The sequence below is a fragment of the Pseudomonas sp. JL2 genome (assembly GCF_031570495.1).
In the GTDB taxonomy this organism is placed as follows: domain Bacteria; phylum Pseudomonadota; class Gammaproteobacteria; order Pseudomonadales; family Pseudomonadaceae; genus Aquipseudomonas; species Aquipseudomonas rhizophila.
On record NZ_JAKUDH010000002.1, the window covers coordinates 203,910 to 224,872 of the forward strand.

Annotated in this window: 20 protein-coding genes; 13 read left to right on the plus strand and 7 right to left on the minus strand. The window is 60.6% G+C overall.

What is annotated here, in order from left to right; genetic code table 11:
- The first annotated feature begins 125 nt into the window (after window positions 1–125).
- From folM to MKS85_RS04980, 6 genes are all read left to right on the plus strand, one after another.
- Entirely contained in the window at window positions 126–836 is a 711-nt protein-coding gene (gene folM, locus MKS85_RS04955) for a dihydromonapterin reductase (protein ID WP_188250965.1), read from the plus strand.
- Between the two features lie 20 nt (window positions 837–856).
- The gene (gene folE / locus MKS85_RS04960; RefSeq protein ID WP_047228635.1) at window positions 857–1,414 is read left to right on the plus strand and encodes a GTP cyclohydrolase I FolE; all 558 of its coding nucleotides are present in this window, start codon (window positions 857–859) and stop codon (window positions 1,412–1,414) included.
- The gene (folX, locus tag MKS85_RS04965; protein WP_188250966.1) at window positions 1,415–1,786 is read left to right on the plus strand and encodes a dihydroneopterin triphosphate 2'-epimerase; all 372 of its coding nucleotides are present in this window, start codon (window positions 1,415–1,417) and stop codon (window positions 1,784–1,786) included.
- A 94-nt stretch (window positions 1,787–1,880) separates the two neighbouring features.
- Complete coding sequence (locus MKS85_RS04970; RefSeq protein ID WP_188250967.1) at window positions 1,881–2,177, plus strand: DUF1244 domain-containing protein; 297 nt, start codon at window positions 1,881–1,883, stop codon at window positions 2,175–2,177.
- Window positions 2,170–2,508: a HopJ type III effector protein gene (locus MKS85_RS04975; RefSeq protein ID WP_047228638.1), complete on the plus strand. Its 339-nt coding sequence runs from the start codon at window positions 2,170–2,172 to the stop codon at window positions 2,506–2,508. The genes MKS85_RS04970 and MKS85_RS04975 overlap by 8 nt, the downstream gene beginning before the upstream one ends.
- Window positions 2,509–2,812: 304 nt before the next feature.
- The gene (locus MKS85_RS04980; protein WP_160893398.1) at window positions 2,813–4,063 is read left to right on the plus strand and encodes an aspartate aminotransferase family protein; all 1,251 of its coding nucleotides are present in this window, start codon (window positions 2,813–2,815) and stop codon (window positions 4,061–4,063) included.
- Window positions 4,064–4,277: 214 nt separating this feature from the next.
- Here MKS85_RS04980 and trxB read toward each other — a convergent pair whose 3' ends face one another.
- Window positions 4,278–5,240, minus strand: coding sequence for a thioredoxin-disulfide reductase (trxB, locus tag MKS85_RS04985; RefSeq protein ID WP_047228640.1), 963 nt, complete (start codon window positions 5,238–5,240; stop codon window positions 4,278–4,280).
- 300 nt (window positions 5,241–5,540) lie between these two features.
- Here trxB and cysZ point away from each other — a divergent pair, with 300 nt between their 5' ends.
- The gene (gene cysZ, locus MKS85_RS04990; RefSeq protein WP_047228641.1) at window positions 5,541–6,296 is read left to right on the plus strand and encodes a sulfate transporter CysZ; all 756 of its coding nucleotides are present in this window, start codon (window positions 5,541–5,543) and stop codon (window positions 6,294–6,296) included.
- Between the two features lie 39 nt (window positions 6,297–6,335).
- Window positions 6,336–7,535, plus strand: a complete 1,200-nt coding sequence (locus tag MKS85_RS04995; protein ID WP_139049156.1) for a glycosyltransferase family 1 protein — start codon at window positions 6,336–6,338, stop codon at window positions 7,533–7,535.
- A 129-nt stretch (window positions 7,536–7,664) separates the two neighbouring features.
- Here the strand turns inward: MKS85_RS04995 and MKS85_RS05000 are convergent, their stop codons facing one another.
- From MKS85_RS05000 to MKS85_RS05010, 3 genes are all read right to left on the minus strand, one after another.
- Window positions 7,665–8,768, minus strand: coding sequence for an NADH:flavin oxidoreductase (locus MKS85_RS05000; RefSeq protein ID WP_076383570.1), 1,104 nt, complete (start codon window positions 8,766–8,768; stop codon window positions 7,665–7,667).
- A gap of 159 nt (window positions 8,769–8,927) precedes the next feature.
- Window positions 8,928–9,410 carry a glutathione peroxidase gene (locus MKS85_RS05005; protein ID WP_047228644.1) on the minus strand — a complete coding sequence of 161 codons (483 nt, stop codon included), beginning with the start codon at window positions 9,408–9,410 and terminating at the stop codon, window positions 8,928–8,930.
- A 112-nt stretch (window positions 9,411–9,522) separates the two neighbouring features.
- Window positions 9,523–10,008: a peptidylprolyl isomerase gene (locus MKS85_RS05010; RefSeq protein WP_047228645.1), complete on the minus strand. Its 486-nt coding sequence runs from the start codon at window positions 10,006–10,008 to the stop codon at window positions 9,523–9,525.
- On the opposite strand from MKS85_RS05010, the gene MKS85_RS05015 reads away from it, so the two are divergent.
- The 3 genes from MKS85_RS05015 to MKS85_RS05025 are packed head-to-tail and all read left to right on the plus strand — an operon-like array spanning window position 9,977 to window position 13,382.
- Window positions 9,977–10,315 carry a DUF3565 domain-containing protein gene (locus MKS85_RS05015; protein ID WP_076383569.1) on the plus strand — a complete coding sequence of 113 codons (339 nt, stop codon included), beginning with the start codon at window positions 9,977–9,979 and terminating at the stop codon, window positions 10,313–10,315. The two genes, MKS85_RS05010 and MKS85_RS05015, sit on opposite strands and share 32 nt — an antisense overlap.
- A 58-nt stretch (window positions 10,316–10,373) precedes the next feature.
- Entirely contained in the window at window positions 10,374–12,473 is a 2,100-nt protein-coding gene (pta, locus tag MKS85_RS05020; protein ID WP_047228647.1) for a phosphate acetyltransferase, read from the plus strand.
- Window positions 12,474–13,382, plus strand: coding sequence for an acyltransferase (locus MKS85_RS05025; protein WP_047228648.1), 909 nt, complete (start codon window positions 12,474–12,476; stop codon window positions 13,380–13,382).
- A gap of 195 nt (window positions 13,383–13,577) precedes the next feature.
- On the opposite strand, the gene cysN is transcribed toward MKS85_RS05025, so the two are convergent.
- The 3 genes from cysN to MKS85_RS05040 form a co-directional block, all read right to left on the minus strand.
- Window positions 13,578–15,476: a sulfate adenylyltransferase subunit CysN gene (gene cysN, locus MKS85_RS05030; protein WP_188250969.1), complete on the minus strand. Its 1,899-nt coding sequence runs from the start codon at window positions 15,474–15,476 to the stop codon at window positions 13,578–13,580.
- Window positions 15,477–15,485: 9 nt separating this feature from the next.
- Window positions 15,486–16,403, minus strand: a complete 918-nt coding sequence (gene cysD, locus MKS85_RS05035) for a sulfate adenylyltransferase subunit CysD (RefSeq protein WP_003178041.1) — start codon at window positions 16,401–16,403, stop codon at window positions 15,486–15,488.
- A gap of 253 nt (window positions 16,404–16,656) precedes the next feature.
- Complete coding sequence (locus MKS85_RS05040) at window positions 16,657–17,415, minus strand: Nif3-like dinuclear metal center hexameric protein (RefSeq protein WP_047228650.1); 759 nt, start codon at window positions 17,413–17,415, stop codon at window positions 16,657–16,659.
- Between the two features lie 104 nt (window positions 17,416–17,519).
- On the opposite strand from MKS85_RS05040, the gene algW reads away from it, so the two are divergent.
- Complete coding sequence (algW, locus tag MKS85_RS05045; protein WP_047228651.1) at window positions 17,520–18,680, plus strand: Do family serine endopeptidase AlgW; 1,161 nt, start codon at window positions 17,520–17,522, stop codon at window positions 18,678–18,680.
- 170 nt (window positions 18,681–18,850) lie between these two features.
- Window positions 18,851–20,956, plus strand: a complete 2,106-nt coding sequence (locus MKS85_RS05050; protein ID WP_188250970.1) for a TonB-dependent siderophore receptor — start codon at window positions 18,851–18,853, stop codon at window positions 20,954–20,956.
- Window positions 20,957–20,963: the final 7 nt, after the last annotated feature.

Here is a 20,963-nt window from a genome sequence, read left to right on the forward strand (position 1 = left end):
GCTCTCGTCGGCCGCAGCGTTCGCGTTCAACAAGGGTCACTGTGGGAGAGGGCTTGCTCCCACAGAGTCGTCGCCACCTTGCGTCGCTGTTATAGTTTTGCGATTGCCGTGAACCGAGCCTTCCTATGTCCAGCGCCACCGCTCCGATCCTGATCACTGGCGCAGCCCAGCGCGTCGGTTTGCACTGCGCCCGTCGATTGCTCGAAGACGGTCATCCGGTAATCGCCACTTTCCGCACCGAGCGCCCGGGCGTGCAGGCGTTGCGGGATCTGGGGGCGATCGTGCTGTTCGCTGACTTTTCCAATGAAACCGGGATTTCGGCCTTCATTGATCAGCTCAAGCAGCACACCGACCGATTGCGCGCCATTGTCCACAACGCCTCGGCATGGCTGACCGAGACGCCCGGCCACGAAGCGAGCGCGTTCAACGCCATGTTCGCCGTGCACATGCTCGCCCCCTACCTGATCAACCTGCAGTGTGCCGAGCTGCTGCAACGCTCAACCCCGGCGGATATCGTGCACATCAGCGATGACGTCACGCGCAAGGGCAGCAGCCGGCATATCGCCTATTGCGCCACCAAGGCCGGGCTCGAAAGCCTGACCCTGTCGTTCGCGGCGAAATACGCGCCACACATCAAGGTCAACGCAATTGCCCCGGCCCTGCTACTGTTCAATCCCGAAGACGACGCGGCCTACCGTGCCAAGGCCCTGGCCAAGTCCGCGCTGGGCATCGAGCCCGGCAGCGAAGTGATCTATCAGAGCCTGCGTTATCTGCTGGACAACCCCTACGTCACCGGCACGACCCTGACCGTCAACGGCGGCCGGCACGTCAAATAGCCTTGCTTCGAGGATGCACCATGGCGCTATCGCCCCAGAACTATCGCGAGATCCTCATCGGCCTGGGTGAAGACCCGGAACGCGAAGGCCTGTTGGATACTCCGGTGCGAGCGGCCAAGGCCATGCAGTACCTTTGTCACGGCTATGAACAAAGCGTCGAACAGATCGTCAACGGCGCCCTGTTCGCCTCCGACAGCGATGAAATGGTGATCGTCGCCGACATCGAACTCTATTCCCTGTGCGAACATCATCTGCTGCCCTTCATCGGCAAGGCTCATGTGGCTTATATTCCTACGGGCAAGGTCCTGGGGCTGTCGAAGATCGCCCGGCTGGTGGACATGTTCGCCCGCCGCCTGCAAATCCAGGAAAACCTCACCCGGCAAATTGCCGACGCGGTGCAGCAGGTCACCCAGGCGGCCGGCGTTGCGGTGGTGATCGAAGCCCAGCACATGTGCATGATGATGCGCGGTGTCGAAAAACAGAACTCGACCATGAACACCTCGGTGATGCTCGGCGTCTTTCGCGAATCCAGCACCACCCGCCAGGAGTTCCTGCAATTGATTCGACGGAGCAAGTAAATGCCACAACTTCAACCCGCCATGGCGCGCATCAAGGTCAAGGACTTGCGCTTGCGCACGTTCATTGGCATCAACGAGGACGAAATCCTCAACAAACAGGATGTGTTGATCAACCTGACCATCCTCTACGCGGCCCAGGATGCGGTGCGCGACAACGACATCGACCACGCTCTGAACTACCGCACCATCACCAAGGCGATCATCGCCCACGTGGAAGGCAACCGTTTCGCCCTGCTCGAACGCCTGACCCAGGAACTGCTCGATCTGGTCATGGCCAACGAATCGGTGCTGTATGCCGAAGTCGAAGTCGACAAGCCCCACGCCTTGCGATTTGCCGAGTCGGTATCGATTACTTTAGCTGCAAGCCGCTAGCTACAAGCTGCAAGTTGAAGCGACTCGGCTTTTACTTGCGGCTTGAAGCCTGAAGCTTGAAGCTATCCCCACCCTTACATTCGCAGTGAATACTATGTCCCCTCAACAACGCCTCGAACTTGAAGCCGCCGCTTTCCGTCGGCTGGTTGCCCACCTGGACAGCCGCAAGGATGTGCAGAATATCGACCTGATGAACCTCGCCGGCTTCTGCCGCAACTGCCTGTCCAAGTGGTACAAGGCAGCTGCCGATGAACGCCAGATCGAGGTCAGCCTCGATGACGCCCGCGAAGTGGTTTACGGCATGCCCTACGCCGAGTGGAAAGCCCAATACCAGCAAGAAGCCAGCGCCGAACAGCAAGCGGCGTTCGCCAAAGGAAAACCCGATGCCTGACCTGAACACCCTGCGCGCCAGCCTCAAGAGCGGCGAACACATTTTTGCCGACACCCTGGCGTTTATCGCCAATGGCTACGACTACCAGCCTCAGCCTTTTAAAAACGGTGACGTCGACAACGCCGCCGGGCAGAACGAAGGTTCCTGCAAGACCCTGGGCCTGGCGCTGCTCGAAGGCTTGAGCGATGAAGAAGCGCTGCTGGCGTTCGGCGAACATTACCGCTCGGTACTGGCCACGCCTGAGGGCAGCGACCACGGCAATATCCGGGCGCTGATGGCCCATGGCTTGGCGGGTGTGAAGTTCGAGACTCAGCCGTTGCGGCGGCGCTGACCCAACGCGCCTCCCCTCTGTGCCGAGGTCCGCTTTTCTGTGGCGAGGGAGCTTGCTCCCGCTGGGCTACGAAGTAGCCTCCAGACGGCCCCGGCATGTGAACTGATGCACCAGGCGTGCTGATTTGGGACTGCTGCGCAGTCCAGCGGGAGCAAGCTCCCTCGCCACAGAAACAGTTCTCGCCAGACTCACTGATCTCACATCCCGACTTTTAAGATTGACCCGGCAACTTTATTTCGTTTGCCGGCCACCTCTGCTCGCGGCTTAGATAAAGGGAATCTTTCCTTCCTCCGAGCCGTCATCCATGAGCAGTGAAACCATCAGCCAATCGATTTCCACCGTGCACCCTGTCAGCCTCAGCCACGGCAAAAATGCCGAGGTCTGGGACACCGACGGCAAACGCTACATCGACTTCGTGGGCGGCATCGGCGTGTTGAACCTTGGCCACTGCCATCCCCGTGTCGTCGAAGCCATCCGCGAACAGGCAACCCGGCTGACGCACTACGCCTTCAACGCCGCCCCGCACGCCCCCTACATCGAATTGATGGAGCGTCTGGCAGCATTTATCCCGGTGGATTACCCGGTCAGCGGCATGCTCACCAACAGCGGCGCCGAAGCCGCGGAAAACGCCTTGAAGATCGTGCGCGGCGCCACGGGGCGCACGGCCGTCATCGCCTTTGATGGCGGCTTCCACGGCAGAACCCTGGCCACTCTCAATCTCAACGGCAAGGTCGCGCCCTACAAACAGAAAGTCGGCGTACTGCCCGGACCGGTCTATCACCTGCCCTACCCCAGCAAGGACAACGGCGTCACCTGCGAAGAAGCGTTGAAGGCCATGGAGCGGTTGTTCAGCGTCGAGATCGACGTAAATGACGTGGCGTGTTTCATCGTCGAACCGGTGCAGGGCGAAGCCGGTTTCCTGCCGATGGATATTGCCTTTGCCCAGGCCCTGCGGCAGTTCTGCGACGAGAAAGGTATCGTGCTGATCATCGATGAAATCCAGTCCGGCTTCGGTCGCACCGGCCAGCGCTTTGCGTTCTCGCGACTGGGCATCGAGCCGGACCTGATCCTGCTGGGTAAAAGCATTGCCGGCGGCGTCCCCCTGGGCGCCGTGGTGGGGCGCAAGGCACTGCTGGACAATCTGCCCAAAGGTGGTTTGGGCGGCACTTACTCAGGCAATCCCATCGCCTGCGCCGCCGCATTGGCGACCCTGGAGGAAATGACCGACGCAAACCTGCAAGCCTGGGGCACGCAACAGGAAGAGGCGATAGTCAGCCGCTACGCGTCATGGCGCAGTCGCGGGCTGTCCCCTTACCTGGGCCGCCTGACTGGCGTCGGGGCAATGCGCGGCATCGAACTGGCCCATGCCGACGGCAGCCCGGCTTCGGCACAATTGACACAATTGCTGGCCTTGGCGCGGGAGTCTGGTTTGTTGCTGATGCCCAGCGGTAAATCGCGGCACATCATTCGGCTGCTGGCGCCGTTGACGACCGAGGCGGCAGTGTTGGAGGAAGGGTTGGATATTCTGGAGACGTGCTTGGCGAAGCTGTCTTGAAATACAGATTCCCCTGACCACACAAAAACCTGTGGGAGCGAGCCTGCTCGCGATTCGGTGGCACATCCAACACTGATGCAAGCTGACCCGGCGCCATCGCGAGCAGGCTCGCTCCCACAGGGGGGTTGTGGTGAACAAAACATCTTGTCCACTGAACAGAAAAATCCCGCGCATAAAAAAACCGGCCGAAGCCGGTTTTTTTGTACCTGTTGAATCAGAACGAAGCGTTCTGCAGACCATCCAGGTAACGCTCGGTGTCCAGGGCTGCCATGCAACCGGCACCCGCCGAGGTAATCGCCTGACGGTAGACGTGGTCTGCCACGTCGCCGGCCGCGAAGATACCTTCGACGCTGGTGGCGGTGGCGTTGCCGTCGCGGCCGCCCTTGACAACCAGGTAGCCGTCCTTGAGTTCCAGTTGGCCTTCGAACAACGAGGTGTTCGGAGTGTGGCCGATGGCGATGAACACACCGTCGACTTTGATCTCGTCAAAGCTGCCGTCGTTGTTCTTCAGCCGGGCACCGGTCACGCCCATGTTGTCGCCCAGCACTTCATCCAGGGTGGCGTTGAGCTTGAGGATGATCTTGCCTTCAGCCACACGGGCATTGAGCTTATCGATCAGGATCTTCTCGGCGCGGAAGGTTTCGCGACGGTGGATCAGGGTGACCGTGCTGGCGATGTTGGCCAGGTACAGGGCTTCCTCAACGGCGGTGTTACCGCCACCCACCACAGCCACGGGCTTGTTGCGGTAGAAGAAGCCGTCACAAGTGGCGCAGGCGGAAACGCCTTTGCCCATGAAGGCTTCTTCCGATGGCAGGCCCAGGTAACGAGCGCTGGCACCGGTTGCAATGATCAGGGCATCACAGGTGTAGGTCGCGCTGTCACCGGTCAGGGTGTACGGCTTGGCGGCGAAGTCCACGGCATTGATGTGGTCGAAAACAATCTCGGTCTCGAAGCGCTCGGCGTGCTCTTTCATACGCTCCATCAACACCGGGCCGGTCAGACCGTGGACGTCGCCCGGCCAGTTGTCGACTTCGGTGGTGGTGGTCAATTGACCGCCGGCTTGCATGCCGGTAATCAGCAACGGCTTGAGGTTGGCACGGGCGGCATACACCGCAGCGCTGTAACCGGCAGGGCCGGAACCGAGAATAATCACTCGCGAATGACGCACTTCAGACATGACCTGCTCCTGTTGACCGGCCCTTGCGGGCCGGAACGCCGGGTGAGCGGCGCGAATAAAAGGGACTGTTGACGCACTTGGGGAAGGCTTGGGTTCGACAGTCCTGAAAAGAATGGGTGCAGCGTATCGAGGGAGCGAAGATTAAGGAAATACGGTTTAACAATCCAGCTCATAGGTGAGCTCTATCCAGATCAGTCAGTTCAATAAACTCGGCAAACGTTGTTACACGCCATGTCGATGCTTTCCCGAGCCCGGCAAAGCCGGTATGGTCGGCGCGTTCATCTTCGCTCGGAGCCTCTTATGCCCGCCCCCGTCCTGTCCGGCCCGCAATATTTGCGAGAAGGACTCAAACTGGTCTTAAGCCCGGGTCTGCGCTTGTTTGTGCTGTTGCCATTGGTGATCAACCTGGTGCTGTTCGTCGGATTGATCTACTTGGCCGGCCATCAGTTCAGCCTTTGGGTCGACACGCTGATGCCGTCATTACCGGATTGGCTGAGCTTTCTCAACTATGTCCTGTGGCCACTGTTCGTGGTGCTTGTGGTGCTGATGGTGTTTTTCACCTTCACCATGCTCGCCAATGTCATCGCCGCGCCGTTCAACGGTTTTCTCGCGGAGAAAGTCGAAGTGGTGATCCGTGGCACCGACGACTTCCCGGCCTTCAGCTGGGGCGAGTTGATCGCCATGATCCCTCGCACCTTGGCCCGGGAGGCACGCAAGCTCGGCTACTTCCTGCCCCGCGCCCTGGGCCTGCTGGTGCTGTCCTTCATTCCGGTGATCAATATCGTCGCCGCGCCGTTATGGCTGCTGTTCGGGGTGTGGATGATGGCGATCCAGTACATCGACTACCCGGCGGACAACCACAAGCTGGGCTGGAACGAAATGCTCGCCTGGCTGCGGGAAAAACGCTGGCAGAGCCTGGGTTTTGGCGGCAGCGTGTACCTGGTGCTGCTGATCCCGGTGGTCAACATCCTGATGATGCCGGCAGCGGTAGCCGGCGCGACCTTGTTCTGGGTGCGCGAGCAAGGCGCCGAGACCGCGTTGGCCCGCCAAGGCTGACCTGTCACAAATCCATCATTCAAGCGTCACAATGGCGAAATAGCCCCGGTCGACACTGGGGTCATGAGCACACACCTGCATATCACCCTCATCACCGAAACCTTCCCGCCGGAAATCAATGGCGTGGCCAATACCCTGGGCCGCCTGTGCGACGGCTTGCGCGCTCGCGGGCATCAGGTGGAATTGATACGGCCCCGTCAGGCTGGCGACCAACGCCAGGCCAGCGACGAGCAGTTGTTGCTGTGCCGAGGCTGGCCGCTACCGGGGTATCCGGGCTTGCAGTGGGGCCAGGCTTCGATGCACAAGCTGCTGCGGCGCTGGAAACGTCATCGCCCGGACGTGCTGTATATCGCCACGGAAGGCCCGCTGGGTTTATCGGCATTGCGGGCCGCGCGGCGCCTGGGCATCTCGGTGGTCAGTGGCTTCCACACCAATTTCCAGCAATACACCCAGCAGTATGGCCTCGGGTTGTTGAGTCGGGCCCTCACGCATTACCTGCGCTGGTTCCACAACAGCTCCAGCCTGACCCTGGTGCCGAGCCTCAGCCAGCGCATGGAGCTGGAGCGCCGGCATTTCGAGCGTGTGGCGCTGTTGTCCCGCGGTGTGGACAGCCAACTGTTCCATCCGATCAAACGCTCGACAACCCTGCGTGAGGCCTGGGGCTTGGGCGATGACGATATTGCGCTGATCCACGTCGGGCGTCTGGCGTCGGAGAAGAACCTGGGTCTGCTCAAACGCTGTTTCAACACACTGTGCAGCGCTTTCCCGGACCGGCGGCTGAAACTGGTGGTAGTAGGCGACGGTCCACAACGGGCCGCGCTGCAACAGGAACTGCCCGACGCGATCTTTTGTGGGGCCCAGCGTGGCGAATCGCTGGCCTGCCACTATGCGTCCGGGGATGTATTCGTCTTTCCGAGCCTGACCGAAACCTTCGGCAATGTCGTGCTGGAGGCGCTGGCGTCCGGGTTGGGTGTGGTGGCCTATGATCAGGCCGCGGCGGCGCAACACATCCGTCACGGTCACAACGGCGTGCTGGCCATGCCGGGGGATGAAGAGGCATTCTGCGACGCGGCCCGGTGGCTGCTGGAAGAGCGTGAAACCTTGCGTTGTGTGCGGCTCAATGCGCGCCAGCATGCCAGTCGCCAGGGCTGGCCATCGGTGATTGAGCAGTTCGAGACGCAGTTGCGCGGGGTTTGTGTCGGTGAACAGGTGATGCCGGCTGCGCCGACGGTGCGCTGATTTTTTCAGTGATGCTGGGGCCGCCATCGCGAGCAGGCTCGCTCCCACAGGGTGTTGTGTTGATCACACGTTCGGTGAACAACCCAAATCCGGTGTGGGAGCGAGCCTGCTCGCGATGGCAGGCGCCGCTTAAACCAGTGTCATCAACGCCTCACGGCTGAACGGCAAGATCTCCTGCTCCCGGCCTTCACGCACTTTTTGCGCCCAATCCGGGTCTACCAGCAGCGCACGCCCCACCGCCACCAGGTCGAACTCATCATTGTTCAGGCGCTCCAGCAGTTTCTCCAGGCTGGCCGGCTGCGCGACTTTGTCGGTGTTGACCATAAACTGCAGGAACTCGCCATCCAGGCCAACGCTGCCGACGGTGATGGTTGGTTTGCCGGTCAGCTTGCGGGTCCAGCCCGCCAGATTCAGCTCGGAGCCTTCGAATTCAGGCTCCCAGAAGCGACGTGTCGAGCAATGGAAAATATCCACACCGGCCTCTGCCAAAGGCTTGAGGAATTCGCCCAAGGCCTCTGGCGTTTGCACCAGACGCGCGCTGTAGTCCTGCTGCTTCCATTGGGAGAAACGGAAGATGATCGGGAACCCTTCACCTACCGCAGCACGCACGGCGCGGATCAGTTCGATGGCGAATCGCGATCGGTTGGCCAGACTTCCACCATAACCGTCGGTGCGCTGGTTGCTGCCCTCCCAGAAGAACTGGTCCACCAGGTAACCATGGGCGCCGTGGATCTCCACGCCGTCCATGCCGATGCTCTGGGCGTCTTTCGCCGCCTGGGCGAACGCTGCGATGACTTCGTCGATATCCGCCTGGGTCATGCCGTGAACCACGACCTGGCCGTCCTTGAGTTTTTCCGAAGGACCATAGCCCGGCACGCTGGCGTCCGGCTCGGTCCCCAAGCGCCGCACGTTACCTACGTGCCAGAGCTGCGGAACGATCTTGCCGCCTTCGGCATGCACGGCATCAACCACTTGTTTCCAGCCGGCCAGCGCGGCCTCGCCGTAAAAATGCGGCACGTTCGGATAACCGTTGGAGGCCTTGTGCCCGACGGTCGTGCCTTCGGTAATGATCAGACCGACGCCGGCCGCCGCGCGACGGCGGTAATATTCCACGACCTTGGTGTTCGGCACGCCGCCTGGGGAAAAGGAGCGAGTCATCGGCGCCATCACTACCCGGGTCGGCAGCTCCAGCGCACCGAGATGGAAGGGTTTGAACAAGGCTTTTACAGGCATGGGACACTCCACGGAAACAGGGTCGCAGGTCGAATATGACAGCGATAATATGGACCGTGGAAAGCAATGGGTAGCACTATTGATTTGAATGATTGTAGATCAAAAGGAAGCCGAGAGAAGTGTGCCCGCACACAACAGGGTGATGGTTGCTCCAGAGGTTCAGCTCAAGGCTTTTTCGATAGCCTGGATCACGGCCGGATCATCCGGCGCCGTGCGCGGTGAGAAACGCGCCAGCACCCGACCGTCCTTGCCCAGCAGGAACTTCTCGAAGTTCCAGGTGATGTCCCCCGGAAACTCGGCCCCCTCGCCTGCCAGCAGACGGTACAACTGATGACGGTCGTGCCCGTTCACTTCCAGCTTGCTGGACAACGGGAACGTCACACCATAATTGAGGCTGCAGAAATCCTGGATTTCCTGTTCCGTCCCCGGCTCTTGTCCGGCGAACTGGTTGCAAGGCAGGCCCAGCACACAGAACCCCTTGGCCTTGTATTGCTGATAGAGGTTTTCCAACGCAGCGTACTGAGGTGTCAGGCCACATTTGGAGGCGACGTTGACCACCAGCACGACTTGCCCCTTGAACGGCGCCAGATCAAGTTCCTGACCATCCAGGGCTTTAAGTTTAAGGTCGTGGAAAGCACTCATGACGAACTCCAGGTTTGCGGATCTTTTCGAACAGCCATGGACGATGCTAACAGCAACCGACTAAAAAGGCGCCGTAAGGCGCCTTTCCAGTTACTTGAGCGTAGCGCACAAATCAGTGGTGATGACCACCTTCGCCATGGACGTGACCATGGGCGATTTCTTCCTGGCTGGCATCACGAATGTCGACGATCTTGACCTGGAAGTTCAAGCGCTGACCGGCCAACGGGTGGTTGCCATCAACGGTGACGTCATCGCCTTCCAGGTCGCGGATGGTGACGATCTGCATCTGGCCATCGGGGGCCGAAGCGTGGAACTGCATGCCTACTTCCAGCTCATCCACGCCCTCGAACATGCTGCGGCTCAGGGTGCTGACCAGCTCGGCGGAGTATTCGCCATAAGCATCTTCCGGCTCAACGGTAACGTTCAGCTCGTCACCGGAAGTTTTACCTTCCAGGGCTTTTTCCAGACCCTGGATGATGTTGCCTGCGCCATGCAGGTAGACCAGCGGAGCGCCGCCGGCAGAGCTGTCGATGACCTCACCAGCGTCGTTGGTCAGGGTATAGTCGATGGAGACAGCCTTATTGGCGGCGATCAGCATGGGGCGAGACCTTTTGCATAAGAATGAAGAACGGACAAGTCTAAACAAGGATTTGCCCGAAAGCGAACGGAACCCGGACAAACGGGCTTGTTCGAACAGACCGACGGTCACCGGTTTTCATCAGGATGAGGACGGGCACTGGGTGGCCGAGCTGTCCTGTGGGCACACCCAGCATCTGCGCCACCTGCCGCCGTGGCAGTCCCGGGCCTGGGTGCTGGACCCGGCGCAACGTATTGAAAAAATAGGCCAGTCCTTTGACTGCGGCTGGTGCGCACAGGCCCCGGTTAGCGATAACCTTGGCGCCTGAATTGACGGTAGACGGCAGTTATAGCCTCGCCTTTGCCATGCACCTTTAGAGAATCCGCATGCAAACTTTTTTTATCGCGCCCACCGATTTTGGTGTGGGTCTGACCTCCATCAGCCTCGGGCTGGTGCGCACACTCGAACGGGCCGGGCTGAAAGTCGGTTTTTTCAAACCTATCGCCCAGCCCCATCCCGGCGATACCGGACCGGAACGCTCCACCGAACTGGTGGCCCGCACCCACGGCCTCAAACCGCCGCAGCCGCTGGGCCTGGCGCACGTCGAACGCATGCTCGGCGACGGCCAGCTCGATGAGTTGCTGGAAGAAATCATCACCCTCTACCAGCAGGCTGCCATCGGCAAGGACGTGCTGGTCGTCGAGGGTATGGTCCCGACCCGCAACGCCAGCTATGCCGCGCGGGTCAATCTGCACCTGGCCAAGAGCCTGGACGCCGAGGTCATCCTGGTGTCGGCGCCGGAGAACGAAGTGCTGACCGAGCTTTCCGGTCGCGTCGAGCTGCAGGCGCAGTTGTTCGGCGGGCCCAAAGACCCGAAAGTCCTCGGCGTGATCCTGAACAAAGTCCATACCGAGGAAAGCATGGAGGCCTTCTCCGCGCGGCTCAAGGAGCACTCGCCGCTGTTGCGCAGCGGCGATTTCCGCCTGCTGGGCTGCATCCCGTTCCGCCCCGAACTCAACGCCCCACGCACCCGTGACGTGGCCGACCTGATGGGCGCGCAGGTGCTCAATGCCGGCGATTACGAAACCCGGCGCATGAGCAACATCATTATTTGCGCCCGCACCATGCGCAACACCGTGGAGCTGCTCAAGCCCGGCGTGCTGGTGGTGACCCCGGGTGATCGCGACGACATCATCCTGGCCGTGAGCCTGGCAGCGCTCAACGGCGTACCGTTGGCCGGCCTGCTGCTGACCAGCGACACCCTGCCCGACCCGCGCATCATGGACCTGTGTCGAGGCGCCTTGCAGGCGGGGCTTCCGGTGCTGTCGGTCAGTACCGGGTCTTACGACACCGCCAACCTGCTCAATGGCTTGAACAAGGAAATTCCGATCGACGACCGCGAACGTGCGGAGATCATCACCGATTTTGTCGCCAGCCACCTGGATGCCAAATGGCTGCATCAGCGTTGCGGTACGCCAAGGGAAATGCGCTTGTCGCCGGCCGTGTTCCGCTACCAGCTGATTCAGCGCGCCCAGGCTGCCGACAAACGCATTGTGCTGCCTGAGGGCAGTGAACCGCTGACTGTCCAGGCCGCTGCCATTTGCCAGGCCCGTGGCATCGCTCGCTGCGTGCTGCTGGCCAAACCGGCCGACGTCGAGGCAGTGGCTCGTGCCCAGGGCATCGAACTGCCGCCGGGGCTGGAGATTCTCGACCCGGATTCGATTCGTGAGCGTTACGTCGAACCGATGGTGCGGCTGCGCAAGAGCAAAAGCCTGAACGCGCCGATGGCCGAACAGCAACTGGAAGACACCGTGGTGATCGGCACCATGATGCTGGCGCTCGATGAAGTCGACGGGCTGGTATCCGGTGTTATCCACTCCACCGCCAACACCATCCGCCCGGCCTTGCAACTGATCAAGACCGCCCCGGGATGTTCGCTGGTGTCTTCGGTGTTTTTCATGCTGTTCCCCGAAGAAGTGCTGGTCTATGGCGACTGCGTGATGAACCCGCATCCCAGCGCCGCGGAGCTGGCGGAGATTGCCCTGCAAAGCGCCGACTCGGCTGCCGCGTTTGGCATCACGCCACGGGTGGCAATGCTCAGCTATTCCAGCGGCGAGTCGGCCAGCGGTGAAGAGGTGGAGAAAGTCCGCGAAGCCACCCTGCTGGCCCACGAGGCGCAACACGGCTTGCTGATCGACGGGCCGCTGCAATACGACGCCGCCGCCAACGAAACTGTGGCCCGACAACTGGCGCCCAATAGCCAGGTGGCCGGCCGGGCGACGGTGTTCATCTTCCCGGACCTGAACACCGGCAACACCACCCACAAGGCCGTGCAACGCAGCGCCGATTGCGTCAGCCTCGGGCCAATGCTGCAAGGCCTGCGCAAACCCGTAAACGACTTGCCCCGCGGCGCTCAGGTCGACGACATCGTGTACACCATCGCCCTGACCGCGATCCAGGCCGCCAACCGACCCATGGATATTTAAATGCTGGATTTCCTGCCTGCTCCTGTGCGCGGCGTCATTGCCTCGCTGCTGTTGGCGTTGAACACCATCGCCTGCTGCACCCCGCTGTTCATCGTGGCAATCTTCAAGCTGTTGCTGCCCTTCCCCGCCGCCCAGCGTTTCACCGACTGGCTGATGGGCCACATTCATGAAGCCTGGATCAGCAACAACAAGGCCTGGATGAACCTGCTGCGCCGCACCCGCTGGCACCTCAGCGGCCTGGAAGGCCTGGACTACCAGCACTCGTACCTGATCACCAGCAACCACCAGAGTTGGGTCGATATCATGGTGTTGCAGTACGTGCTGAACCGGCGCATTCGCCCATTGAAGTTCTTTCTCAAGCAGGAACTGATCTGGGTACCGGTGATCGGCCTGGCCTGGTGGGCCCTGGGGTTCCCGTTCATGAAGCGCTACTCCAAGGCTTACCTGGAGAAGTACCCGGAAAAGAAAGGCAAGGACCTGGAAACCACCCGCAAGACCTGCGCGAAATTTCGCAACAACCCCGTGGGTATCTTTAACTTCGTCGAAGGCACACGCTTCACCGAAGGCAAGCATGCCCAGCAACAGTCACCGTTTCGCTACCTGCTCAAACCCAAGGCCGGTGGGATTGCGTTTGTGCTCGATGCCATGGGCGAACAGCTGGAGTCGATCATCAACGTGACCATCCACTATCCCGGCGGCCGACCGGGGTACTGGGATTTGCTCTGCGGAAAAGTTGACGAAGTGGTGGTGCATTTCCAGGAACTGAAGATTCCGCCGCAGTTCATCGGCAGGAACTACGACCAGGACGGCGCCTATCGCCTGGAGTTCCAGGGCTGGATCAATCAGTTGTGGCAGGATAAAGATGCGTTGCTGGAACAGATGCATCGGGAGTATCCAGACCGCCATTGAATCCCTTGTGGGAGCGAGCCTGCTCGCGATTGCGGTGTCTCAGCTTGGATAAATGGAGACTGACCCACCGCTATCGCGAGCAGGCTCGCTCCCACAGTTGACCGAGTTGTTCCTTGAAAAGAAAAAGCCCGCAGATGATCGCTCATCTGCGGGCTTTTTCTTGTCGCTTGAAGCTAGAAGCTTGCAGCGGCTTCCCTAGATCGCCCCACGCTTGCGCAGCAGATCCAGCACCTGCTTGACGCTCTCTTCCAGGGTCAGCGCCTGGGTGTCGATCACCAGATCGGCGTCCAGCGGCACGTCATACGGGAAGGACTCACCGGGGATGTTGTCGCCGGCAGCAGCGTACAAACCTTGCGGATCACGCTGGGCGCAGACGATTGGCGAGGCCTGGACATAGACCGTCAGCAGACGTTCCTTGCCGATCAGGTCTTTGGCCTGCTCGCGCCCTTCTGCATTCGGCGCGACGAACGCGGCGAGGGTCAGCAGCCCGGCTTCGTTGAACTGACGGGCAACGTGGGCCGCACGACGCCAGTTCTCGGTACGTCCGGCACGGTCCTGTGGCAAGCCCTTGTTCAAGTCATGACGCAGGTTCTGGCCATCGAGCACGAAGACCGCACGGCCCATGTCGAACAGCTTGCGTTCCACCGCATAAGCCAGCGTGCTTTTGCCAGCGCCCGACAGGCCGCTGAACAGCACCGTGGCCGGTTGCTGGCCGAAGCGCTGGACGCGCTCTTCCACCGACACATGGGCCAGTTTGCCGTGGTGCGTGCTGGTGCCGTGAGCCAGCGGCTGGGCGACGATCATGCCCGCGCCGACAGTGCCATTGGTCAGGCGATCGATGACGATGAACGCGCCAGTGGTGCGGTTGCTCTCGTAACCGTCCAGGGCGATCGGCGCATCCAGGGCGATCTTCACCTTGCCGATTTCGTTGAGCTGCAACGCGCTGGCCGGTCCCTCTTCCAAGGTGTTCACGTCGACCTTGTTGACGATGCTGGCAATCGAGCCCGGCACATAACTGGTGGCGCGCTTGATGTCGTATTTCTTGCCCGGCAGCATCGGCTCTTCGGCCATCCACACCAACATCGCTTCGAAGCTGTCAGTGACCGGCGGTACGCTGTCGGCATGCACCAGCAGGTCGCCACGGGAGATGTCGATCTCATCTTCCATGGTCAGCGTCACTGCCTGGCCAGGGCCGGCGTGTTCCAGCTCGCCTTCGAAAGTGACGATGGATTTCACGCGGCTGCTCTTGCCTGAAGGCAGCACCACCACTTCGTCGCCCTTGTGCACGATGCCGCTGGCCAGGGTGCCGGCGAAACCGCGGAAGTTCAGGTTCGGACGGTTGACGTACTGCACCGGGAAACGCAGGTCGGTGAAGTTGCGGTCACCCGCCACTTCCACGGTCTCGAGAATTTCCATCAGCGACTGGCCGGTGTACCACGGCGAGCGCTCGGACTTGTTCACCACGTTGTCGCCCTTGAGGGCCGACATCGGCACGAAGTGCATGCTGGTGGGCTTCATCTTCAAGCCTTCGGCGAACTTCAGGTAGTCGGCCTTGATCGACTCGAATACGCCCTGGTCGAAGTCCTTGAGGTCCATCTTGTTGATGGCCACGACGATATGCTTGATGCCCAGCAACGAGGCGATAAAGCTGTGGCGACGGGTCTGGGTCTGCACGCCGTAGCGGGCATCCACCAGAATGATCGCCAGGTCACAGGTGGAGGCACCGGTGGCCATGTTGCGGGTGTACTGCTCATGGCCCGGGGTGTCGGCGATGATGAATTTGCGCTTGGCCGTGGAGAAATAGCGGTACGCGACATCGATGGTGATGCCTTGCTCGCGCTCGGCCTGCAAGCCATCGACCAGCAACGCCAGGTCGATGTCGTCACCGGTGGTGCCGACTTTCTTCGAATCGCGGGTAATGGCTTCCAGATGATCTTCGTAGATCATCTTGGAGTCGTGCAGCAGGCGCCCGATCAGGGTGCTCTTGCCGTCGTCGACGTTACCGCAGGTCAAAAAACGCAGCAGCTCTTTGCGCTCGTGCTGGCCCAGGTAAGCGAGGATGTCCTCGCTGATCAAATCAGATTGGTGCGACATGACAACCCCTTAGAAATAACCCTGACGTTTCTTATCTTCCATCGAGCCTGCGCCATCGTGGTCGATGACCCGGCCCTGGCGCTCGGAAGTTCGCGTCAGGAGCATTTCCTGAATGATGTCCGTCAGGCTTTCGGCCTCGGACTCCACCGCGCCCGTCAACGGGTAGCAGCCAAGGGTGCGGAAACGCACTTTCTTTTTGACGATACGGGCTTTGTCTTCATCGGACAGGTGCTCGAGGATGCGCTCGTCGTCGATCATGATCAGCGTGCCGTTCTTCTCGATCACTTCGCGCTCAGCGGCGAAGTACAGCGGCACGATCGGGATACCTTCGAGGTAGATGTACTGCCAGATGTCCAGCTCGGTCCAGTTCGACAGCGGGAATACGCGGATCGACTCGCCTTTGTTGACCTTGCCGTTGTAGACGTTCCACAGCTCCGGGCGCTGGTTCTTCGGATCCCAGCGATGCTTGCTGTCGCGGAACGAGTACACGCGCTCCTTGGCGCGGGACTTCTCTTCATCGCGGCGGGCACCACCAAAAGCGGCGTCGAAACCATACTTGTCCAAAGCCTGTTTCAGGCCTTCGGTCTTCATGATGTCGGTGTGCTTGGCGCTGCCGTGAGTAAACGGGTTGATGCCTTGCGCCACGCCGTCCGGGTTCACGTGAGTGATCAGGTCCAGGCCCAGTTCTTCAACCATGCGGTCGCGGAACTTGTACATTTCCTGGAATTTCCAGCGGGTGTCGACATGCATCACCGGAAACGGCAGCTTGCCGGGGAAAAACGCCTTGCGTGCCAGGTGCAGCATCACGGCGGAGTCTTTACCGATGGAGTACAGCATCACCGGGTTATCGAACTCGGCGGCCACCTCGCGGATGATGTGGATGCTTTCCGCCTCCAGCTGTTTCAGATGCGTCAGTTTGTCGACCATGGCTACTCACGAAAACTTTCTTATGAACGGCCAGCGGGCCGTGTTCGAGCGGGGAATCCTAGCACAGCGACCTCTTCTAATCAGGGCGCCAACTAGATCGAAACAGCATATGGATATGCCTGCCGGTTCGGGCATTGCAACAGCCTTTTGTGGGAGCGAGCTTGCTCGCGATAGCAGTGTATCAGTCGGCATTGAAGTTGACTGACCCTCCGCTATCGCGAGCAAGCTCGCTCCCACAGGGGATTACACGTGATCAAATGGGATTCGGGCAATCTATGAAGATATGCTCCAAAGCAAAGCGCCGCGCCAGGTAATCGCCCAATGCCTGCACACCATAGCGCTCGGTCGCATGGTGCCCGGCGGCGATGAAGCTGATGCCGTTTTCCCGGGCGCTGTGAAAGGTCTGCTCGGATGCCTCGCCACTGAGAAACAGATCAACCCCGGCCAGCACGGCCTGATCGATGTAGCCCTGGCCTCCGCCCGTGCACCAGCCGACCCGGCGGATCATCTGCTCGCCTTCGATCAACAAAGGCTCGCGGCCCATGACTTCCTGCACTTTACGGGCGAAGTCCCGGGGCGTCATCGGTTCGGACAAGGAGCCCACCAGGCCGACGACCTTGGGGTTGTCCGGGTCCAGCGGCCCTTCGACGGTAATGTCCAACTGGCGAGCCAATTGCACGTTATTGCCCACCTCGGCATGCAGATCCAGCGGCAAGTGGTAGGCCAGCAGACTGATATCGTGCTTGAGCAAGGTTTTGAGGCGACGTTGCTTCATGCCGGTGACGCAGGGATTTTCGCCTTTCCAGAAATACCCGTGATGCACCAGCACCAGATCAGCGTCAGCCTCCACTGCAGCATCGAGCAATGCCTGGCTGGCGGTGACACCGCTGACAATGCGCGTCACCTGAGGGGCGCCTTCGACCTGCAAACCGTTGGGGCAGTAATCGGCAATCCTGGCGGCGGCCAGGTAACGATCCGCTTCTTCTACCAGGGTGTTCAGGGCTACGGCCATGAAAAGACTCCTAAATATCCCGTTCAGAGGCGCGCGCGGCCTCGTATAATGCGCGACATTATGGGCGGTCTCACACCGCCTGCAACCTTTGTAGGACGTGCTTAATGCTCAAGGCGCTGCGTTTTTCCGGCTGGCCTCTGTTGGCCGGCGTGCTTGTCGCTCTACTGATTATCCAGCGTTATCCGGAGTGGGTCGGCCTGCCGAGCCTCGACGTCAACCTGCAGCAGGCGCCACAGACCAAGGCACTGCAACAAGGGCCGGTGTCCTATGCCGATGCCGTGACGATCGCGGCACCGGCCGTGGTCAACCTGTACACCACCAAGGTCGTCAACAAATCCAGCCATCCCCTGTTCGAAGACCCGCAGTTCCGGCGCTTCTTCGGCGACAACTCACCCAAGCAGAAACGCATGGAGTCGAGCCTGGGTTCGGGCGTAATCATGAGCCCTGAAGGTTATATCCTGACCAACAACCACGTCACCAGCGGCGCCGACCAGATTGTGGTGGCGCTCAAGGATGGTCGCGAAACCCTGGCCCGGGTGATCGGCAGCGACCCGGAAACCGACCTCGCGGTGCTGAAGATCGACCTGAAGAACCTGCCGGCCATCACCATTGGGCGTTCGGACAGCATTCGCATCGGCGATGTCACCCTGGCCATCGGCAACCCCTTCGGCGTCGGCCAGACCGTGACCATGGGTATCATCAGCGCCACTGGGCGCAATCAGTTGGGCCTGAACAATTACGAAGACTTCATCCAGACCGATGCCGCGATCAACCCCGGCAACTCCGGCGGCGCGCTGGTGGATGCCAACGGCAATCTGACCGGGATCAACACGGCGATCTTCTCCAAGTCCGGCGGCAGCCAGGGCATCGGTTTTGCGATTCCGGTGAAGCTGGCCATGGAAGTGATGAAGTCCATCATCGAACACGGCCAGGTGATTCGCGGCTGGCTGGGTATTGAAGTGCAGCCGCTGTCCCAGGAGCTGGCGGAGTCCTTCGGCCTGTCCGGGCGTCCCGGGATCGTGGTAGCAGGCATTTTCCGCGATGGCCCGGCCCAGAAGGCCGGCCTGCAACTGGGCGACGTGATCCTGAGCATCGACGGCGAACCCGCCGGTGACGGCCGTCGCTCGATGAACCAGGTGGCGCGGATCAAACCCACCGACAAGGTCGCCATCCAGGTGATGCGCAACGGCAAGGAGCTCAAGCTCACCGCAGAAATCGGTTTGCGCCCACCGCCGGCACCGGTGGTGGTGAAGGAAGAAGAGTAACTGCGCGATAGCAACGGCCTTGCTGGCCAAGAGTCCCTTGTGGCGAGGGAGCTTGCTCCCTTGCCACAAAAAACCGTGTTCGCCGCGGTTATTTTAGTCGGCCAGGAATAGCATAAATTCTCATTAGTAGTGTTATATTGTTTCAATACCAAAAATTGGAACAACATAACATGTCATCTCTAAAACGGATTTCCCTCGCCAGCCTGGCCTTGGGTCTGCTGGGTGACCCGGTGATCGCCGAGGAAATCCAGCCGATGGAACTGGACGCCATCAACGTCTCTGCCGACTACGAATCCCCTACCGGACCGGTGACGGGCTATCGCGCCACTCGCTCCGCCAGCGCCACCAAAACCGACACCGCCCTGCGGGACATCCCGCAATCGATCAGTGTGATCCCCGCCAGCGTCCTCAATGATCTGGGCAGCACCAACGTCGAACGGGCCCTGGAATATGCCGGCGGCGTGTCAAAGCAAAACAACTTCGGCGGCCTGACACTCTACGAATACAGCGTGCGTGGCTTTACCACTTCGGAGTTCTACAAGGACGGCTTCAGCGCCAACCGCGGTTATCCGAGTACGCCGGATGCGGCCAACATTGAACGCATCGAGGTGCTTAAAGGACCGGCGGCCAGCCTGTACGGGCGCGGCGACCCCGGCGGTACGGTGAACATCGTCACCAAGAAGCCCCAGCCCGAAGCCTTCACCACCCTGCAAACCAGCGCCGGCAGTTGGGATCGCTACCGCACCGCGCTGGACGTCAACACACCACTGGACGCTGAGGGCAATCTGCTGTCGCGGGTCAACCTGGCGGTCGAGGACAATCACAGCTTTCGCGATCACGTCCAGAGCAAGCGCGTCTTCGTCGCCCCCTCCCTCAGTTGGCAACTGAGCCCCGATACGCGCCTGCTGGTGGAAAGCGAAATCGTGCGTCACAGTTCAACGTTCGATCGCGGCATCGTGGCGCCGAACAACCGTTGGAGCGGTGTTTCCCGCTCGACCTTTTTGGGCGAACCCAACGACGGCGACATCGACAACCACAACAACATGCTCCAGGCGGCCCTCGAACATCAGCTCAACGACGCCTGGCAACTGCGCCTGGCCAGCCATTACAAACAGGGCGAACTCTGGGGCTTCGCCTCCGAAGCGCGGCCGCTGAACGCCGACGGTCGTACGGTGAACCGCCGCTACCGCGAGCGCGACAACAATTGGCACGACAGCATTACCCAGCTTGAATTACGCGGGCTGTTTGACCTCGGGCCCTGGCAGCACGAACTGTTGATCGGCACCGAATACGAGGACTATCGCAAGAACGAACGCGTGACCACGATCAACGGTGGCACTTACCCCATCGACATCTATCAACCGGTCTATGGCCAGCCGAAACCTGATGGTCAACGTACCGGCACCGATTTTTTCGAGCGTGTGAAAAGCCGTGCGCTGAATCTTCAGGACCAGATCGTCTTCACCGACAAACTGCGGGGCATGCTCGGCGTGCGTTATGAGCATTTCGAGCAGAGCATTGACGACCACACCACGCAGCTCACCAGCCGCCAGCGTCATGACACCTTCACGCAACGGGCCGGCCTGCTGTACCAACTGACGCCCGAGGTCGGACTGTTCGCCAACGCCTCCACCTCGTTCAAGCCCAACAATGGCCTGGATGCCGGGGGCAAAACCTTCGATCCGGAGGAAGGCGTTGGCTATGAAGTGGGGATCAAGAGCGAACTGTTCGATGATCGCCTGAGCACCACCCTGGCGGCGTTCCATATCGAAAAGGAAAACGTCCTGGCGCGGGACCCGGCCACAGACTCCAACCGCGCCATGGGCAAGGCCCGCAGCCAGGGACTCGATCTGCAGGTCACCGGGCAGGTAACTGACGCCATCCGGGTGATCGGCGCCTTCGCCTACATCGATGCCGAAGTGACCAAGGGTGACGAAATCATTCCCACCGGCAGCCGGATTCTTGGCGTCGCCAAGCGCAGCGGCAGCGTGCTGGGGGTCTACGAATTCCAGGACGGCCACCTGCGCGGCTCCGACGTGGGTGCGGCATTCACATACGTCGGGGATCGCTCCGGCGAAGCCGGCAAGGACTTCGAACTGCCGGCCTACCACACCGTGGATCTGCTGGCCCATTACAAGGCCAGCGACAACGTCACCGTGGGCCTGAATCTGAACAACGTCTTCGACGAAAAATACTACGAGCGCTCGTACAGCAACTACTGGGTCAACCCCGGCGAGCCGCGCAACTTTACCGTCAGCCTCACCCTTGATCTGTAAAAAGGAA

What these genes read in the sequence shown, in the direction of transcription:
- MKS85_RS05050 (WP_188250970.1), top strand. Translation starts at nt 18,851, where the DNA reads ATGTCATCTCTAAAACGGATTTCCCTCGCCAGCCTGGCCTTGGGTCTG.
- MKS85_RS05005 (WP_047228644.1), bottom strand. Translation starts at nt 9,410, where the DNA reads ATGAGTGCTTTCCACGACCTTAAACTTAAAGCCCTGGATGGTCAGGAA.
- algW (WP_047228651.1), top strand. Translation starts at nt 17,520, where the DNA reads ATGCTCAAGGCGCTGCGTTTTTCCGGCTGGCCTCTGTTGGCCGGCGTG.
- cysN (WP_188250969.1), bottom strand. Translation starts at nt 15,476, where the DNA reads ATGTCGCACCAATCTGATTTGATCAGCGAGGACATCCTCGCTTACCTG.
- trxB (WP_047228640.1), bottom strand. Translation starts at nt 5,240, where the DNA reads ATGTCTGAAGTGCGTCATTCGCGAGTGATTATTCTCGGTTCCGGCCCT.
- pta (WP_047228647.1), top strand. Translation starts at nt 10,374, where the DNA reads ATGCAAACTTTTTTTATCGCGCCCACCGATTTTGGTGTGGGTCTGACC.
- folE (WP_047228635.1), top strand. Translation starts at nt 857, where the DNA reads ATGGCGCTATCGCCCCAGAACTATCGCGAGATCCTCATCGGCCTGGGT.
- MKS85_RS05040 (WP_047228650.1), bottom strand. Translation starts at nt 17,415, where the DNA reads ATGGCCGTAGCCCTGAACACCCTGGTAGAAGAAGCGGATCGTTACCTG.
- folX (WP_188250966.1), top strand. Translation starts at nt 1,415, where the DNA reads ATGCCACAACTTCAACCCGCCATGGCGCGCATCAAGGTCAAGGACTTG.
- MKS85_RS04975 (WP_047228638.1), top strand. Translation starts at nt 2,170, where the DNA reads ATGCCTGACCTGAACACCCTGCGCGCCAGCCTCAAGAGCGGCGAACAC.
- folM (WP_188250965.1), top strand. Translation starts at nt 126, where the DNA reads ATGTCCAGCGCCACCGCTCCGATCCTGATCACTGGCGCAGCCCAGCGC.
- MKS85_RS05025 (WP_047228648.1), top strand. Translation starts at nt 12,474, where the DNA reads ATGCTGGATTTCCTGCCTGCTCCTGTGCGCGGCGTCATTGCCTCGCTG.
- MKS85_RS04970 (WP_188250967.1), top strand. Translation starts at nt 1,881, where the DNA reads ATGTCCCCTCAACAACGCCTCGAACTTGAAGCCGCCGCTTTCCGTCGG.
- MKS85_RS04980 (WP_160893398.1), top strand. Translation starts at nt 2,813, where the DNA reads ATGAGCAGTGAAACCATCAGCCAATCGATTTCCACCGTGCACCCTGTC.
- cysZ (WP_047228641.1), top strand. Translation starts at nt 5,541, where the DNA reads ATGCCCGCCCCCGTCCTGTCCGGCCCGCAATATTTGCGAGAAGGACTC.
- cysD (WP_003178041.1), bottom strand. Translation starts at nt 16,403, where the DNA reads ATGGTCGACAAACTGACGCATCTGAAACAGCTGGAGGCGGAAAGCATC.
- MKS85_RS05010 (WP_047228645.1), bottom strand. Translation starts at nt 10,008, where the DNA reads ATGCTGATCGCCGCCAATAAGGCTGTCTCCATCGACTATACCCTGACC.
- MKS85_RS05000 (WP_076383570.1), bottom strand. Translation starts at nt 8,768, where the DNA reads ATGCCTGTAAAAGCCTTGTTCAAACCCTTCCATCTCGGTGCGCTGGAG.
- MKS85_RS05015 (WP_076383569.1), top strand. Translation starts at nt 9,977, where the DNA reads ATGGAGACAGCCTTATTGGCGGCGATCAGCATGGGGCGAGACCTTTTG.